Below are 15872 nucleotides of genomic sequence, written 5' to 3'. Positions count from 1 at the left end.
TTGAAGAAAAATATGATCGTAATTGTTTCAATACTTACACTTATGTTAACTGGTTGCCAAGCTACTTCTGGATCAGGTGATGGATTTTTCCAAACATTCCTGATTAATCCGTTGATTTGGCTGCTTGAATTCAATGCTCAGCTATTCCATGGAAATTACGGGTTAAGCATCATCTTAGTAACACTACTCATTCGCATTCTCATTCTTCCTTTAACAATGAAGCAGTACAAAACACAGCTTCATATGAAGGGTAAAATGGACAACTTAAAACCTGAGATGGCGGCCATTCAAGAAAAAATCAAACAAACAAAAGATCCAGTAAAAAAACAAGAACTTCAAAAAGAAATGATGGCATTGTACCAAAAACACGGAGTCAACCCTTTAAATATGGGCTGTCTGCCTATGTTAATTCAAATGCCGATTTTGATGGGCTTTTATTATGCCATTAAAGCATCACATGAGATTGCGACACATAGCTTCCTATGGTATAACCTTGGACAGGCAGATATGATCATGGCCGTAATTGCAGGTGTGATTTATTACCTACAATTCAAGGTTTCCCTAAAACAAATGCCTACTGAACAACAAAAGAACATGAAGTTCATGGGCTTACTTTCACCCGTTATGATTCTCTTTGTTTCGTTTTCAGCACCTGCAGCTTTGCCTCTCTATTGGTCAGTTGGAGGACTATTCATGATCATTCAAACGTACACATTACAAAAATTATATAAACGCGAACCGAAACAAGAAGTACTCATTTCTCCTGAAACGTTAAAAGACTAATGAAATGAGCACGTTATATCGATTCATCCACTGATATTTACTTAGCTAAAAAACCCGACTTTATCTCAAGTCGGGTTTTTGTCATATCGTTTAGTTAAGAGTCGGTTTGGCAATTTTCGAAAAGAACGCCGTTACATAATCAAAGTCTGTATAAAAAAACAACAGAAGATCATCAGGCTTTGAAAGTTCCCACGCTTCGTGGTACGCATCAGGTTCTTTTGGAACAATAAGTACATTTTGCTTATTCATATGCTTTGCGATCGCAGTTTCTTTCATTATATTAGCAACTTCCAATGGCTCTCTTCCTCGAAGATTATCATCCTCCTTCAACAAGAGGATATCTGAATGCTTGCTTAGTAACGCTGCCATTTTTCTTAGATCATCATCTTTCCGATCACCAGGTCCAGCAATCACAGACACAACTCTCCGTTTAGCGAAGTTTTTAACGGTATCAAATATCGCAGCGAGGCCACTTACATTATGTGCATAGTCAATTATTATTTTCCTCCCATTTAATTCCCTAATATTAAATCGACCCTTTGAAAGTTCACTATCTGGATAAAAACATAACGCTCTTTCTCGTAACTGATCCATCGGGACGCCTTGTGAATAGGCAGCAGCTAATGCTTGAAGCAGATTTGATAGATTATGTTTTGCCGTACCATTAATCGTAATTGGAATATCGCTTCCTAACAGAAAACGTTCTTTTTTCCCCCCAGACGCATACATAATCCAACCAGAATTATTTACATACCAAACTACCGCCCCTTCTTGCAGCGCTTTTTTCACAAAACGATTATGCTCAGTAAGTGATGTATAAATAATTTGTCCTTTACTATGTGAACTCATCTTGGCAACTTGCGAATCTTCAGCATTTAATATGCAGTATCCTGTCTCATGCACCACTTCAGCAATTAGTCGTTTCAGCTTTACTAATTGTTCAAACGTAACGATGCCATCACTACCAAGATGATCTTCAGCTACATTTGTTATAATGCCAACATCACAATGCCTAAAGGCAAGCCCCTCCCGTAAAATACCGCCTCGTGCAGTTTCAAGAACCGCATAATCAACATTCGGATTTGCTAACACTTTACTCGCACTTATCGGTCCGCTACAATCTCCTTCATCTATACATTGACTGCCAATGTATACACCATCAGAATTCGCCATTCCTACTGTTCGTCCGTCTTCAGACAAGAAATGAGAAACGAGCCTTGCTGTTGTCGTTTTACCATTCGTACCGGTTATCGCAATAATCGGGATCGCGGCTTCCGTTCTTTCTTTAAAAAGATAATTCACAATGGCTGCCCCAACATCTCGCTTTTTTCCCTCACTTGGATAATGATGCATTCTAATGCCGGGTGCTGCATTGACCTCAATAATAGCTACTTCATCTTGATTTAAAGGTTTTGAAATATCCGGACAAATCAAATCTATCCCTGCTATATCTAGATTAATTGCTTTTGCTGCCGACACGGCTATCTCTTTAATAGTAGCGTGCACTTGATCTGTTACATCAATTGCTTTTCCACCAGTTGACAAATTTGCGTTCCCCACTACTTGAATAATGTCACCTTTTTCTGGAATGGATTGCAAAGACAAATTCATTTTTTCTAAATAACATATAACAGAGTGAGCTAAAGGGATTTTTGTCATTGGTTTTTCATGATCGTCGCCTCGAAGCGGGTTTTTATTTTCCAATTCAATAAGCGCTTGGATTGTATCAGTACCATTTCCTATAATAAAAGGGGGAATTCTCATACTCGCCGCAACAAGTTGACCATTTACCACAAGAAGCCGATAATCGTGTCCTTCGTAATAGCGCTCGATAATATATGACTCTCCTTGCGGTTCAAGACAATTGACAACATTGAACAATTGTTCACGATTCTTAATATTCGTCATCACCCCTTGTCCTTGTCGCCCCTTTAGTGGTTTAAGGACAAGGGGATAGCCGATTAAATCAGCCTTCTGGAAGATTTCCTCGAGCGTCTGGGCGACCACCCCAATCGGCACTGGCAAACCGCAACTTGTTAAAATATCCTTGGTCATTTGTTTATCACAGGATTGTTCAACAGCTAAATTTGAGGTTTGGCTCGTAATCGTAGCTTGGACAAACTTTTGCCTCGAACCAGTACCAAGTCTCAATAAACTATCGTCCCCTAGTTGCTGAACAGGAATCTCTTCCTGTAGAGCTGCTTGATAAATAGCTTCGGTACTTGGACCTAATTTATTCGAATAGTATAGTTCCGCAATTTCATCCACGTAAGATTCAATTTTTACAGGTTTTGAATTCGAGAGGATGCTCTCGACGATTTTCACTGCAGAATTAAATGCACAAAGACCTGATTGCTCCTCTTTATAGCTATACGTAACATAATAGATACCTGGATTTTCCCCTGCAATGGTTTTCCCGCGTCTTACTTCAATTCCTGCTAAATTTTGTAGCTCAATGGCTATATGCTCTAAGATATGTCCCATCCAAGTACCTCGCTTGAGACGATCAAAGAAACCACCAGTATAGCCTTTAGAACATGTATGAGAAAGAAGTGAAGGGATCGATTCCATCAATGCTTCGTTGAATCCTGGTATGATATCTGAAGGCTGATATTCCAATTCTTCAATATCCAACTCGATAAGCAAGGTAGGCGAATATGAAAAGTAATTTGGCCCCTTTAAATATCTGACTCGATTAATCTTCATTTCTTCTTCCCCTTTTTTATGAGTTGTCTTTTTAATAAATCAAAGTGATATCCTTTTGTAAGTGTATGAAGTGCGAAGTTAGAAATCGTTAATTCCTCACTTCCGTTTTCTGAAGCTATGATATCTACAAAATCACTATTTCTACCATCAATGACTAATACTTGATGCTCACCAAACACTTCAAATTGATCGTCCTTGACAAGGATAGCTGTATTTTCATCTATCCCAATCCCGATAACTTCCCTATTTTCCGCAATGACACTCAGCAAGCGATCGAATCTTCCTCTTTGAGAAAAATGTTGATCAATGATGAACTTGTCGAGAAATCCAAATCCCGCTCCGAGTTCAACTTTCAATTTATCATCGTCAAGTTTCGTATCCGAAGCAACAATCATTTGATGTGCCATAATGGATGCACCAGCACTTGTTCCACCTAGAATCAATCCATTTCTCCAAGTGTCCATTAATGCATCATGAAGGACTGTACCTCTAATAATGTCTGCGAGTCGACTTTGATCCCCACCTGTAATAAATACAGCCGCAAGTGATGCGATTCGTGCCCGAATTTCAGGAGAATTAGCTTCTGCTCTATTTGTAATGGACAATATATCAATATCCTTAACATCTAATTGATGAAAGGTGCGAATATAGTCTTCACACACCTCTTCTGGAATCTCACTTGCTGTTGGGATAATTCCAATTGCTCCTGATCTTCCCTTAGCCAAATCGACAAACAAATTTAATACTTCTCCTTGCGGACACTTTTTTTCAGCTCCACCAATTATTAATAACTCACCAACACTCATGAATTTTGATCACCTTTATAAAATAATTTGTTTTCCAAATACCCATCATGTACTTCTTTTGAAAAAATCATACCTATCTATTATGATTTTTCGTATTAAAAATATGCATGTAAAATCAGAAATTTTATAAATCTAGTGGTTTGGAATTTTTTTTATGAGGAAGAATACGTGTGAATAGGATACAAGGACTAGGTAAATTGGCAGTATCGTTCCAAAAATCAAAATAAAGGAGAAAACAGCTTTGGCTAAAGGTAAAGAGATAACAAATCATTCCAAAATAAAAAAAGAAGTACGGATGAGTTATAAATGGCTATGTATGATATTGATTTCTGTTCTATCATTAACAGCGTTTAACACAAACCATACTGTAGTTGATGGCATGAGTCATGAAAAACTAAATAAAACAAAGGAAAATACTGCAAACTCATTTCCGACAGTTACAGCTAATTCTAAACCTACTATCAGGAATGGCCACTTAAATTACGGACTCTCATCCGATACTCCTTTTACAGGTATTCTAAGCTATTTATTATATTCGGGTAATCCAGATTCATTAATATTACAATTCTTTGATGAAAGTTTATTACAAACAGATGAGAACTATACGTTTAATAATGAGGGTGCTGCAATATACGAAATGTCTGAAGATAATAAAACGATCACATTAACGATTAAAGATCATGTAAAGTGGCATGACGGAGCACCTGTCACAGGTGCGGATTTAGAATATGCATTTCTTGTAATCGGTAGTCCGGACTATACAGGTGTCAGATATGATAAACAAATGCAAATGGTTGCAGGTATGGAAGCATACCATGCAGGAAAAGTAGAGTACATTTCTGGCATTAAAGTAGACGGCCCAAAAATCTCCATTACTTATAAAGAAGCGAATCCATCCTTACTTACAGGCGGTGTTTGGACATATCCGATGCATAAAGAATATTTGAAAGAGGTAGCCATCGCTGACTTGGAAGCTTCTGATAAAATCCGGAAAACTCCGATTGGTTTCGGACCATTTCAAGTAAATAAAATTATTCCTGGTGAAGCAGTCGAGTTTGTTGCGAATAATGAATATTGGCAAGGAAAACCTCAACTCGGAAGTATTACACTTAAAGTGATTAACCCTGACTTAGCGGTTAAAGCTATCGAAACAGGCGAATTAGATATTGTTGAAATTTCAGCTGATCAATATGATCAAGCTAAAAAATTGCAGAACATTGAAACGCTAGGATATATTGGATTTTCCTATTCATATATCGGCTTTAAATTAGGGCACTTTGACGCAATAACTAAAACAACAAAAATGGACAATCCCAAAATGGCTAACATAAAACTTCGTCAAGCAATGGCCTATGCGATCGATAATAAATCTGTTGGAGAAAAAGTTTATAAGGGACTTCGTTCCCCTGCCCACACTGTAATTCCAGCGATCTCTCACTATCATAACTCCGATATCACAGGATATTCACTACATCAAGAAAAATCAAAACAACTATTGGATGATGCGGGTTATATAGATATAGATGGGGATGGGATACGTGAAGATTTAAAAGGAAAGAAATTTACGATCCATTTTGCTTCTATGAATGGAGATGCGAATTCAGAGCTACTTGCACGCTATTATATTCAACAATGGGGTGATATTGGTTTGGATGTTCAACTCGTTGATGGACGCCTTCAAGAGTTTAACTCATTTTATGATATGGTAGAATTGGACGATCCGAAAATTGATATTTACCAAGCAGCATGGCAAACAGGTTCTGATCCAGACCCATCTGGAATCTGGGATAAAAACTCAGATTATAACTATACACGTTGGGTGAATGATAAAAGTCAAGAATTACTGGCAAAAGGATTGTCTCCTGAAGCCTTCGATGAAAAATACCGTAAAGATGTTTATGATGAATGGCAGCAACTTGTTCATGATGAAGTACCAATGATTCCTACTTTATACCGTTATAATCTCGCCGCTGCAAATCTACGTATTAAAAATTTCGACTTCAAATTTACTGACTGGTCTAAAGTTGCTGTAACTGCTGTAAATGCTGTAAGATAAAGTGATACTTCATATAATAGTGTAACGTAAAGAAAGGTGTTTTTTTAATGGTCAAAGTAATAAATAATCAAGAAATTGTACAATACATAAAGGATCTTGTTTCCATTCCAAGTCCTTCAGGTTATACAGAAGCAGCAATCTCATATGTAGAAAAGTTCATGGTTAATAGGAACATTCCCTATATTATTTCAAACAAAGGCGCCTTGATCGCAACAATTAAGGGAGTAAATGATAGTAAGCATCGACTATTAACCGCACATGTGGATACACTTGGAGCGATGGTGAAAGAAATTAAGAGTAGCGGGCGTCTAGTTTTGAGCATGATTGGTGGATTTCGCTGGAATTCTGTTGAAGGAGAATACTGTAAAATCCACACAGCAGACGGAAAAGTTATCACAGGTACAATCTTAATCAATCAAACATCGGTTCATGTGTACAAAAATGCAGGTGATGCAAAACGAGACGAAACGACAATTGAAGTGCGAATCGATGAAGTAGTCAAAACAAAGGCTGAAACAGAAGCAATTGGCATCTCTGTTGGCGATTTCGTGTCATTTGAACCACGTGTAGACGAAACAGAAAGCGGCTTTTTGAAATCTAGACACTTAGATGACAAAGCAAGCGTTGGCATCTTGTTACATTTGATCGATATCATTCAAAAAGAAAAAATCACCCTTCCCTTTACAACTCATTTCCTTATTTCAAATAATGAAGAGATTGGATATGGTGGGAATTCCAATATCCCGCCTGAAACAGTTGAGTATATTGCTGTTGATATGGGGGCAATCGGAGACGGTCAGGCAACGGATGAATACAGTGTTTCTATTTGTGCTAAAGATTCTTCAGGACCTTACCATTACAAACTTCGGCAGCATCTAATTGAGGTAGCGAAGAATAATAATGTGGATTATCGGGTCGATATTTACCCTTATTACGGTTCAGATGCATCAGCGGCAGTACGTGCTGGTTTTGATATTGCTCATGGATTAATCGGCCCTGGCATTGATGCATCACACGCATTTGAAAGAACGCATATTTCCTCATTGAAACATACAGCAACTTTACTTTATCACTATTTGCAATCTGAATTAATTTAAAGAAAGCTGCAAATAACGAGTTTTCACCTTTAATACGACAGCGGCGGTTGTATTTACAGTTTTTTTCTTAATTTTTTGGCAGGATTTGAAGGACGACGTGTAAAGGTAATTTCTTTTAATACGTCATCCTTCATACTTTCAAATACAATCGCTATTTACTTCATTTGGAACCCTCATATTTCAACCTCTTCTTTGTCTTGCGTCAGCTGCACGTTTTAAGGCTTGTCCCATAAAATTTATACTTAGCATTAATACTAGAATCATCATTGCAGCAGGTAACCAAATCCACCATTTGTTTTCAAGAACATCTGGGTTTCTTGCATAACTAATTAAAGTCCCTAGACTTGGTGTACTTTCAGGTAAACCGAAACCTAAGAAAGTCAATGCCGTTTCAAGACCTATATTACCTGCTAAATTCAATGTGAAGTTCACAATAATAATAGAACTTATATTAGGTAAAATATGCGAAAGGATAATTTTCCAATGTGGTGTTCCCAAAGTTCGTGATGCTTGTACATACTCCAATTCCCGCTCAGCCAAAGTTTTCGAACGGATTAGTCTGGCTTTCCCTGTCCATAAAAAGATGGACATAATCAAGATAAAATTTGTGACAGTAAACTTCGGTACAACTGTAACAAATACAATAATCATCATCGTTGAAGGAAGTGACATGATAAAGTCGATCGCACGCATGATTACGTTATCAACAACTCCCCCAAAATAACCAGCTATTAGCCCGGCACTTAAACCTATGAATGCTGTTAAAGATGTAATGCACAAACTAATTGTGAACGAGTTACTTGTACCAAAAATAAGTTGTCCTAATATATCCCGTCCAGCATAATCCGTTCCTAACAAATTTCTTTCAGAAGGCGAGAGATAAATGGAGTAAATATCCACTCGGGCGATCGCCTTTTGATCCATCATAAAGGATGCTATATAGACACTTACCAACAATATTAGGAGAAAGAATAGGGAACCGAAAGCAAGTCTATCTTTTTTTAATTCCTGCCATATAATCTTAATTCCTGATGGACTCCTTTTTGCTAGTTGAATATTATTTACTGATTCTCCCTTCATCTCCAACAGCTTTCCCCTCCCTATTCCACCCGTATACGAGGATCAACTAAACTTAATATGATGTCCGAGAGAAGAGTACCAAGTAAAGTTGCAAACCCTAGCATCATAACAATCGCAGTGACAACACTGAAATCCCTTAGCCCAATAGAACTGATAAATAATTGGCCAACTCCAGGATAACTAAAAATTGTTTCAATAATGACAGTGCCACCGACTAATCCAGTAATTTCATATCCTAAAAAGGCCGCAATTGGTAATAAGGAGTTTCTTAGAATGTGGCGTGTATAAATTTTATTATCTGGAATTCCTTTTGATCTTGCAGTTCGTGTATAATCTTTGAACTTGTTATCAATAATTTCATTTCTTAAATACTGAACGGTGCCAACAGTGGCAATCAGAGCTGTACTCAATGCCGGGAGGATGACGTGATGGAGTTTACTTACATAATACGCAAATGTCTGAGCATCAACTTTAGAGCTCACACTACCTCCAGTTGGAAACCAACCAAATGAAAAGCCAAAAACGAATAACATGATAAGGGCAAAGATAAAAAGGGGTGTCGCAAATCCTAAATAATTATAGCCAGTCACTATTTTATCAATCCACGTGTCATTGTAGCGACCACTGAGGATTCCCATCGGAATAGCAAATAAGTAGGTAAGGAGTAGTGTTATTAGTGCTAAAAATACAGTATTCCAGATTCTTTCTGCAATCACCTCTGTTACTGGTATTTTGTGAGTATACGATTTACCAAAATCACCGTGGACAATACCGGAAATCCATCTCCCATATTGTTCATACCAAGGATCATTCAATCCTGCTTTTTCCCTTAATTCGTAAATCCGTTCTGGACTTATTCTTGGATCCATAGATATTCCTGTTAAAGCATCCCCAGGCATTTGTTTTGCCAATGCAAAAACAATTAAGCTTAGGATAAATAACTGAGGAATCATCACGAAAAAACGTCTAAGAATAAACTTCCACATGATCCCTCCACCTCCTATCGTAACGCGACTCTATGCGTGTTGGAGATTGGTTTTAAGTCGTAAGCCCTCCCCAGATCATCAAAATATTTAGAATGGTTTTGCTTATACTCTTTCGCAACCCTTTTCCTTAGGTTCGTCTTTTTCTCTCGCATTTCATGATTTAAATCTGGTATAGAGGCGATCAATCGTTTCGTATAAATATGCTGTGGATTTTCGTATATCTCTTCACTAATTCCTTCTTCTACTAAACGACCACGATACATTACTCCCATTCTGTCACATATATGTCGAATCACACCTAAGTCATGTCCTATAAATAAATACGTTAATTTAAACTCTTCTTGAAGATCTTGGAGGAAGTTTAACACTTGGGCTTGTACAGAAACATCCAAGGCAGAAACTGGTTCGTCAGCAATAATTAATTTAGGCTTTAGAGTAAGAGCTCTTGCGATTCCGATTCTTTGACGCTGTCCACCAGAAAATTCATGCGGGTATTTATACATCGAATCTGGGCTTAAACCTACCTTATCCAAATACTTCTGAATCATTTTCTTTTCTTCTCCTACAGACAAACGCTCGTAATTCCGCAGGGGTTCAGCAATAATATCAACAACCCGCTTTTTTGGGTTGAGTGATGAATATGGATCTTGAAAAATCATTTGAATATCTTTTCGAAATGGCTTCATTTGCCCAAAAGACAACCTCGAGAGATCCTGTCCTTCAAATAATATCCGGCCTGACGTAGCATCGTTTAGTTTCACAACTGCTTTCCCGGTCGTTGATTTTCCACTTCCAGATTCACCAACAAGGCCGTATGTTTCCCCTTCATTCAGTTCAAAACTAACACCATCAACTGCCTTTACATAATCAACGATTGTTCTAAAAAAGCCACCACGGATTGGGAAATGAACTTTTAAATCGTCTATTTTAAGTAATCCCATTAGTTATCTCCCCCCTTTGCAATCCTTTAAAGTAAAAATGTTTATAGCATGTGCAACGTACCCAATGATCGGGAGCAACTTCATGTAATTCGGGTGATTTCTCGTGAGCATTGCAAGGAATCCATGGAATCCGGGGACTAAACCTGCAACTCTCTCGATTCATATTTACAATCGACGGTACAATTCCATCGATCACATGTAATCGTTTTTTGTTTGTTGCTTGTGATGGAATAGATTTCAATAATGACCTCGTGTATGGGTGCAAAGGTTTGGTAAATATTTGTTTGACAGTACCCATCTCAACAACTTGTCCAGCATACATGACAATGACTCTGTCTGCTACTTCTGCAACAACACTCAAATCATGAGTAATCAGGATAATTCCCATTTTCGTTTCTTTCTGAATGGATTTAAGCAATTCTAAAATTTGTGCTTGTATTGTTACATCTAATGCAGTAGTAGGCTCATCAGCTATTACTAGTGATGGGTTACAGGCAATAGCAATGGAAATCATCACCCTTTGCCTCATTCCACCTGATAATTCGTGAGGAAATTGATCATAAGTACGCGTTGGAGACGGAATGCCTACTTGTGTTAATAGCTCTATCGTTCTTAATCTTTTCTTTTCTTTTGATAGTTTTGTATGAAAAGTCAAGTTTTCTTCAATTTGATCTCCAACTGTCATTAAAGGATTCAAAGCAGTTAAAGGTTCCTGAAAGATGATCCCTATCTCTTTTCCACGTATTTGATTCATTTGCCCTTCTGAAATTGTAACGATATTTCTTTCTCTATATTTGATTTCTCCTTCGATCTTCGTCCGTTGATTATTATGCAATCTCATAATCGATAGAGCTAATGCACTCTTTCCACATCCTGATTCGCCAACGACTGCCACGATTTCATTTTCACTTACTGAAAATGAAACATGATCCACCGCCATATAATACTTATCTTTTATTTTAAACGATGTGGTTAGATTCTCTATTTGCAAGATTGGTTTCTCCATTGACATTGCCCCACCTTCATTGTCAATATTCAGTATGAACACAAGCTCTACTCAACGAGGAGCGTTTGTAAATCCCTTTCTTTATTACAAACTAGATTGGATTTACAAACTCTTAAAGTGCGATTTTTACGCTTCATTATGATTTTATAATTTCCTATTCTTATCTTTATGTATACAGCTTTAATATAGAACATTCTCATAATTTTAATTCTCTAGTAAATCACGACTTCAATACAAACTCTTCTTTTGTGTACTCATTAAAAACCTAATCATGCACGCTAGAATGATGAATGAATGCACCTTTTATTAGAGATACTCTATGGACTCGAAAGATATTTTCTGGCAAACGATTCATTCTCCATAACAAAAGCGACCTTTTTAGGTCGCTTTTATTTTTATAGTTGGTTTGTCCCAAAGATAGCAGCAATTTCTTTTGTACCTACTCTTCGTTTCTTCCTCGCTTCTGCTCTAATCACAGCTGATTCATATAGTTTTATCTCCATCTCAGACTGTGGAATAATACTAGGCACAAGAGTTGGCTTTTCGTTTTCACCAAGAGCAACAAATGTCAAAAATGAAATCACGCATAAATTTCGGGTCCCTGATAGTAAATCTTCTGCAATTACTTTGACAACTACTTCCATCGATGTTCTTCCTGTATAAGTGACAAATGCTTCTAAACAGACCGCATTGCCTTCGTAGATTGGATGGAGAAAGTCTACAGAATCGGTTGATGCCGTTACAACCGATCTTCTTGAATGCCGCATAGCTGAAATAGCCGCTACATCATCAATATAAGCCATTAATTTCCCACCAAACATCGTTCCATTATTATTCGTATCAGGCGGTAAAACAAGGCTTGTTTTTACCACAAGAGAATCACTGCAATATTTCTGTTCTTCCATTATCCAAACTCTCCTGTCCAATTAAATCTCTTTTTACAAGCGTGGCCATTTTCCTCGATATAATTCTTTCAAATAGTAGCAAGACGTTCATTTAAAAATAAAGAAACTCGTTTTAAACCAAACAATTTTCTCGTGAACATACTCACTTCCACTCTCTTATTTTACTTTACATCTATCATAAATACCCGAACTACGTAAAGTTAAATATTCTGTACGACGGAACACTGGGGGATTCATTTTCTTAGAGGATCTTTTAAGAAACTAGATATTCGATTTATCAATAATCTAGATATATATCCAAACTAAAAAAAGAAATATTACACTACCATTCATTTTATAGTTCAAGTATGATATGCTTACAAAAAAATATTTTTCATTCACCAATAAGGGGTATTGCACATGGATCATTCATTACAATTTCGACTTGCTTCATTAGAGGATCTACCAAGAATAGTGGAAATTTACAATTCAACCATCGCTTCGAGAATGGTAACGGCTGACACTTCGCCGGTATCTGTCCAATCAAGACTCGCTTGGTTTCATGATCACATTCCTGATAAAAGACCATTATATGTAATAACAATAGATGATCGGACTGCTGGTTGGCTAAGCTTTCAATCGTTTTATGGGAGACCTGCCTATAACACAACTGCTGAAATAAGTATCTATTTGGACGATTCGTTTCGTGGGAAAGGTCTTGGTGGACTTGCTATCCAGAAAGCCATTGAGCTATGTCCTTCTTTAGACATCGCTACAATCCTCGGATTCGTATTCGGTCACAATACACCAAGCATTAAATTATTTGAGAAATTCGGGTTTGAAAGATGGGGAAATCTTCAAAAAATTGCCTTGCTAGACGATATTGAACGAGATTTAATCATTTTAGGAAAAAGAGTGCTACACGAAAAAGGATAAAATCAAACAAAGGATGTCCAAAGGAATCTTCATCCCCGCAAACTGCGACATACAGTCTATATACATGTTATTTTCACATAATACTGTGTGTTGAAGTACGGGGTCTACCCTTTCGAGACATCTTCTTCTCTATTTAGCCTACCTCGAAACATCATCTAATACTCTTCACTATATTGCGCATCCGTGAGAGGCGTAATATTGAAGATATTTATTAATATGTCAAGCTCTTGGCTCGCTCTAATTGTTTGTTTATTCGAAAGTCCAAATCCCTTTGCTAGTTTAATCATTTCTTCACGCTTTTGTTCAATTTCATTGGATAATTGAACGAAAGATTTCATCACTACCTCACACTCCATCAGCTATTTTGACTTATTGTAAAATAAGTCTAGAGTTATCATCAAATAAAAGCAATATTTTACAATCAAAGTTTTACTTCATTAATCTAGAATTCGCAAATTAGACACATTTTATACAACTCATATATTATTTTTTCAATTTAATCTAAACAAATTCTATAGTACATTCGCGCAATGAAGCATTCAATCAAAAATAGCAAAAAGGATGTCCCAAAAGTAAAAGATCTGCCCCCGTAACTCCTACTTACAGTTTAAATGAAGTGTAAGTAGGAGTTACGGGGGCAGACTTCTTTTGGACATCCTCTTTTATTAAGATTACTACCAGATTATATTTGGTAATTACTCTTCTGCTAAGTGACAATATTTTTAGTTGAAGAATACTCTTTATTTTGAATTTGTTCAAATTCTCTCTCTAGAATACTCAAGGGAACATCATAAAAATGTTTTTGATCGGATGTTTTATACACGCCACGGGATAATAATTGTTCGATTAAAAACGCTTTTTTTTCCTCAACCATCTGCAGTAACTTTGCCATTCTATACACCTCTTGCTTCATTTATTAGACAATTATTTCACAAGCTTATTTCAATATGAATTTCTTCAACAAACTTTATATACCATTCCTAAGTGTACTTCAAACATTATTTCAGTAAATTAAAATTTTCATTTCTACGTGCTTATTCATAAAGTGAATCTTCAATCAGTTGGGGTTTTGACTTTCCGTTCATGCGGGATAAATGCGACAAACGATAGCCACACTGTACAGTTGAGATTACTACCAACAAATCCAAACAATAAAAAGCCTCTTCTTAAACAAGAAGAGGCTGAGGTTTACGTCCGTTCGACTCTTCTTATCTTCCAAGCCTTCGCTTGTTGGATGTGGCACAGTGCTCAAAGTTGAGTCTGTTGCCGAGGTATCGCAGGGCCAAATCCCTCCACCTCTCTGGATAAGAATGATATATAATTGATGTTAATGCCATTATACGTTTTATTCCAAATAAAGTCAATGGTCCTATTTTGCTAATCTTGCAAAACAGTGTTCTTCGTTTCTTTCCCCCAAATTAACACGACAATTGCTCCAATTAAAATTGCAATTGTAAAAATTGTAAAAATCACACTAAGCGCAGTACCCGCTGCAACGAAATATCCGATGAGAAGCGGTCCCAAAACTCCCCCAACTCTTCCAGCAGCAGCCGCCATACCAGCGCCGGTACCACGAATCATTGTCGGATATTGCTCAGGGGTATATGCATAAAGTGCCCCCCAAGCTCCTAAATTAAAGAATGACAACAGCATACCTGACGTGATGAGCATCGGTAGTCCCTCTGCCGCGCCAAAGAAATACGCACTTACAGCTGTTCCAGTTAAATACGTGACAAGAACGAACTTGCGGCCCATTCTCTCGATAAACCATGCTGCAGTAAAATATCCAGGGAGCTGAGCTAAGGTCATAATCAATACATATTCAAAGCTCTTGATTAAACTAAATCCTTTCATCACCATAACACTTGGAAGCCATAAGAACATCCCATAATAAGAAAACACGACACAAAACCATAGAATCCATAATACAAGCGTTTGTTTTCTATGTTCTCTTGCCCACACACTTTTGATATTTTGCATAATCGTTGGCTTAGCTTTGATTTCAAGTCCGACATACTTCGGTGAATCCGGTAGATGTAAGCGTAAATAAAGGGCATAAAACGCTGGGAGAGCACTTAAAATCAAAGCGATTCTCCACCCGTACCCCGGAATAACGAAATAGGAAATTAAAGCAGCAATAAGCCAGCCTAATGCCCAAAAACTTTCGAGTAGAACGACCACTTTTCCTCGATTTTTGGCAGGTACGCTTTCTGAAACAAGTGTTGAAGCGACCGGAAGCTCTCCACCTAGTCCCATACCGATAAGAAAACGAAGTACTAAAAATAAAGCCAATGATGTAACGAGAGCCGATAAGCCACTGCCAATTGAAAAAAGCAGCAAGGTAATGATAAAAACTTTCTTCCTTCCAATACGGTCAGCCATAATTCCGAAAAGAAAGGCACCAAATACCATTCCTATCGAATTAATACTACCGATCCACCCTACTTGTTGAGTTGTCAAACCCCATTCTGCTTGTAATGCCACCACAATAAATGACAGCATACCCACGTCCATTGCATCAAACATCCAACCGAGTCCAGCAACGCCAAGTAACCTACGATTAGAAATCGTTTTTGTATTTCCCTCCATGA

14 protein-coding genes and 1 riboswitch are annotated in these 15872 nt (G+C 37.4%); of the genes, 4 read left to right on the top strand and 10 right to left on the bottom strand.

Annotation, left to right across the window (positions count from 1 at the left end; all coding sequences use genetic code 11):
- Entirely contained in the window at positions 1 to 783 is a 783-nt protein-coding gene (gene yidC / locus ACIQZI_RS10905; protein WP_403073010.1) for a membrane protein insertase YidC, read from the top strand.
- 90 nt (positions 784 to 873) lie between these two features.
- Here the strand turns inward: yidC and cphA are convergent, their stop codons facing one another.
- Together cphA and ACIQZI_RS10895 are read right to left on the bottom strand one after the other, a co-directional pair.
- Positions 874 to 3489 carry a cyanophycin synthetase gene (cphA, locus tag ACIQZI_RS10900; RefSeq protein ID WP_403073007.1) on the bottom strand — a complete coding sequence of 872 codons (2616 nt, stop codon included), beginning with the start codon at positions 3487 to 3489 and terminating at the stop codon, positions 874 to 876.
- Positions 3486 to 4295, bottom strand: a complete 810-nt coding sequence (locus ACIQZI_RS10895; RefSeq protein WP_403073004.1) for a cyanophycinase — start codon at positions 4293 to 4295, stop codon at positions 3486 to 3488. The genes cphA and ACIQZI_RS10895 overlap by 4 nt, the downstream gene beginning before the upstream one ends.
- A 295-nt stretch (positions 4296 to 4590) precedes the next feature.
- Between ACIQZI_RS10895 and opp4A the strand changes: the two genes are divergently transcribed.
- Positions 4591 to 6351 carry an oligopeptide ABC transporter substrate-binding protein gene (opp4A, locus tag ACIQZI_RS10890; RefSeq protein ID WP_403073992.1) on the top strand — a complete coding sequence of 587 codons (1761 nt, stop codon included), beginning with the start codon at positions 4591 to 4593 and terminating at the stop codon, positions 6349 to 6351.
- Positions 6352 to 6398: 47 nt separating this feature from the next.
- Positions 6399 to 7448 (top strand): M42 family metallopeptidase, encoded by a 1050-nt coding sequence (locus ACIQZI_RS10885; protein ID WP_403073001.1) that lies wholly within the window; start codon positions 6399 to 6401, stop codon positions 7446 to 7448.
- A 180-nt stretch (positions 7449 to 7628) separates the two neighbouring features.
- Here ACIQZI_RS10885 and ACIQZI_RS10880 read toward each other — a convergent pair whose 3' ends face one another.
- The 5 genes from ACIQZI_RS10880 to ACIQZI_RS10860 form a co-directional block, all read right to left on the bottom strand.
- Positions 7629 to 8528 carry an ABC transporter permease gene (locus ACIQZI_RS10880; RefSeq protein ID WP_062183337.1) on the bottom strand — a complete coding sequence of 300 codons (900 nt, stop codon included), beginning with the start codon at positions 8526 to 8528 and terminating at the stop codon, positions 7629 to 7631.
- 20 nt (positions 8529 to 8548) lie between these two features.
- Entirely contained in the window at positions 8549 to 9514 is a 966-nt protein-coding gene (gene opp4B / locus ACIQZI_RS10875; RefSeq protein ID WP_403072998.1) for an oligopeptide ABC transporter permease, read from the bottom strand.
- Positions 9515 to 9528: 14 nt separating this feature from the next.
- Positions 9529 to 10455, bottom strand: coding sequence for an ABC transporter ATP-binding protein (locus tag ACIQZI_RS10870; protein ID WP_403072995.1), 927 nt, complete (start codon positions 10453 to 10455; stop codon positions 9529 to 9531).
- Complete coding sequence (locus ACIQZI_RS10865) at positions 10442 to 11461, bottom strand: ABC transporter ATP-binding protein (protein ID WP_403072992.1); 1020 nt, start codon at positions 11459 to 11461, stop codon at positions 10442 to 10444. The genes ACIQZI_RS10870 and ACIQZI_RS10865 overlap by 14 nt, the downstream gene beginning before the upstream one ends.
- A 395-nt stretch (positions 11462 to 11856) precedes the next feature.
- Positions 11857 to 12366, bottom strand: coding sequence for an acyl-CoA thioesterase (locus ACIQZI_RS10860; protein ID WP_403072989.1), 510 nt, complete (start codon positions 12364 to 12366; stop codon positions 11857 to 11859).
- A 399-nt stretch (positions 12367 to 12765) separates the two neighbouring features.
- Between ACIQZI_RS10860 and ACIQZI_RS10855 the strand changes: the two genes are divergently transcribed.
- Positions 12766 to 13281, top strand: a complete 516-nt coding sequence (locus ACIQZI_RS10855; RefSeq protein ID WP_062181796.1) for a GNAT family N-acetyltransferase — start codon at positions 12766 to 12768, stop codon at positions 13279 to 13281.
- Positions 13282 to 13436: 155 nt separating this feature from the next.
- On the opposite strand, the gene ACIQZI_RS10850 is transcribed toward ACIQZI_RS10855, so the two are convergent.
- The 3 genes from ACIQZI_RS10850 to ACIQZI_RS10840 form a co-directional block, all read right to left on the bottom strand.
- A complete protein-coding gene (locus ACIQZI_RS10850; protein WP_403073989.1) occupies positions 13437 to 13619 on the bottom strand; it encodes a Spo0E family sporulation regulatory protein-aspartic acid phosphatase in 183 nt (60 codons plus the stop codon).
- A 368-nt stretch (positions 13620 to 13987) separates the two neighbouring features.
- Positions 13988 to 14173 (bottom strand): Fur-regulated basic protein FbpA, encoded by a 186-nt coding sequence (locus tag ACIQZI_RS10845; RefSeq protein ID WP_403072985.1) that lies wholly within the window; start codon positions 14171 to 14173, stop codon positions 13988 to 13990.
- 313 nt (positions 14174 to 14486) lie between these two features.
- A riboswitch (SAM riboswitch) is annotated at positions 14487 to 14592 on the bottom strand.
- 66 nt (positions 14593 to 14658) lie between these two features.
- Positions 14659 to 15870, bottom strand: a complete 1212-nt coding sequence (locus ACIQZI_RS10840) for an MFS transporter (RefSeq protein ID WP_403072982.1) — start codon at positions 15868 to 15870, stop codon at positions 14659 to 14661.
- Between the last annotated feature and the right edge of the window lie 2 nt (positions 15871 to 15872).

The sequence above is a fragment of the Peribacillus sp. NPDC096379 genome (genome assembly GCF_044762875.1).
In the GTDB taxonomy this organism is placed as follows: Bacteria; Bacillota; Bacilli; order Bacillales; family DSM-1321; genus Peribacillus.
This window is presented reverse-complemented; position numbering and strand designations above follow the sequence as displayed.

Bases quoted from the DNA above. Each gene is read 5' to 3' on its own strand.
- ACIQZI_RS10880 (WP_062183337.1), bottom strand. From the start codon at position 8,528: ATGAAGGGAGAATCAGTAAATAATATTCAACTAGCAAAAAGGAGTCCA.
- opp4A (WP_403073992.1), top strand. From the start codon at position 4,591: ATGAGTTATAAATGGCTATGTATGATATTGATTTCTGTTCTATCATTA.
- ACIQZI_RS10885 (WP_403073001.1), top strand. From the start codon at position 6,399: ATGGTCAAAGTAATAAATAATCAAGAAATTGTACAATACATAAAGGAT.
- cphA (WP_403073007.1), bottom strand. From the start codon at position 3,489: ATGAAGATTAATCGAGTCAGATATTTAAAGGGGCCAAATTACTTTTCA.
- ACIQZI_RS10860 (WP_403072989.1), bottom strand. From the start codon at position 12,366: ATGGAAGAACAGAAATATTGCAGTGATTCTCTTGTGGTAAAAACAAGC.
- ACIQZI_RS10865 (WP_403072992.1), bottom strand. From the start codon at position 11,461: ATGGAGAAACCAATCTTGCAAATAGAGAATCTAACCACATCGTTTAAA.
- ACIQZI_RS10845 (WP_403072985.1), bottom strand. From the start codon at position 14,173: ATGGCAAAGTTACTGCAGATGGTTGAGGAAAAAAAAGCGTTTTTAATC.
- ACIQZI_RS10855 (WP_062181796.1), top strand. From the start codon at position 12,766: ATGGATCATTCATTACAATTTCGACTTGCTTCATTAGAGGATCTACCA.
- ACIQZI_RS10850 (WP_403073989.1), bottom strand. From the start codon at position 13,619: ATGAAATCTTTCGTTCAATTATCCAATGAAATTGAACAAAAGCGTGAA.
- ACIQZI_RS10895 (WP_403073004.1), bottom strand. From the start codon at position 4,295: ATGAGTGTTGGTGAGTTATTAATAATTGGTGGAGCTGAAAAAAAGTGT.
- opp4B (WP_403072998.1), bottom strand. From the start codon at position 9,514: ATGTGGAAGTTTATTCTTAGACGTTTTTTCGTGATGATTCCTCAGTTA.
- ACIQZI_RS10870 (WP_403072995.1), bottom strand. From the start codon at position 10,455: ATGGGATTACTTAAAATAGACGATTTAAAAGTTCATTTCCCAATCCGT.
- ACIQZI_RS10840 (WP_403072982.1), bottom strand. From the start codon at position 15,870: ATGGAGGGAAATACAAAAACGATTTCTAATCGTAGGTTACTTGGCGTT.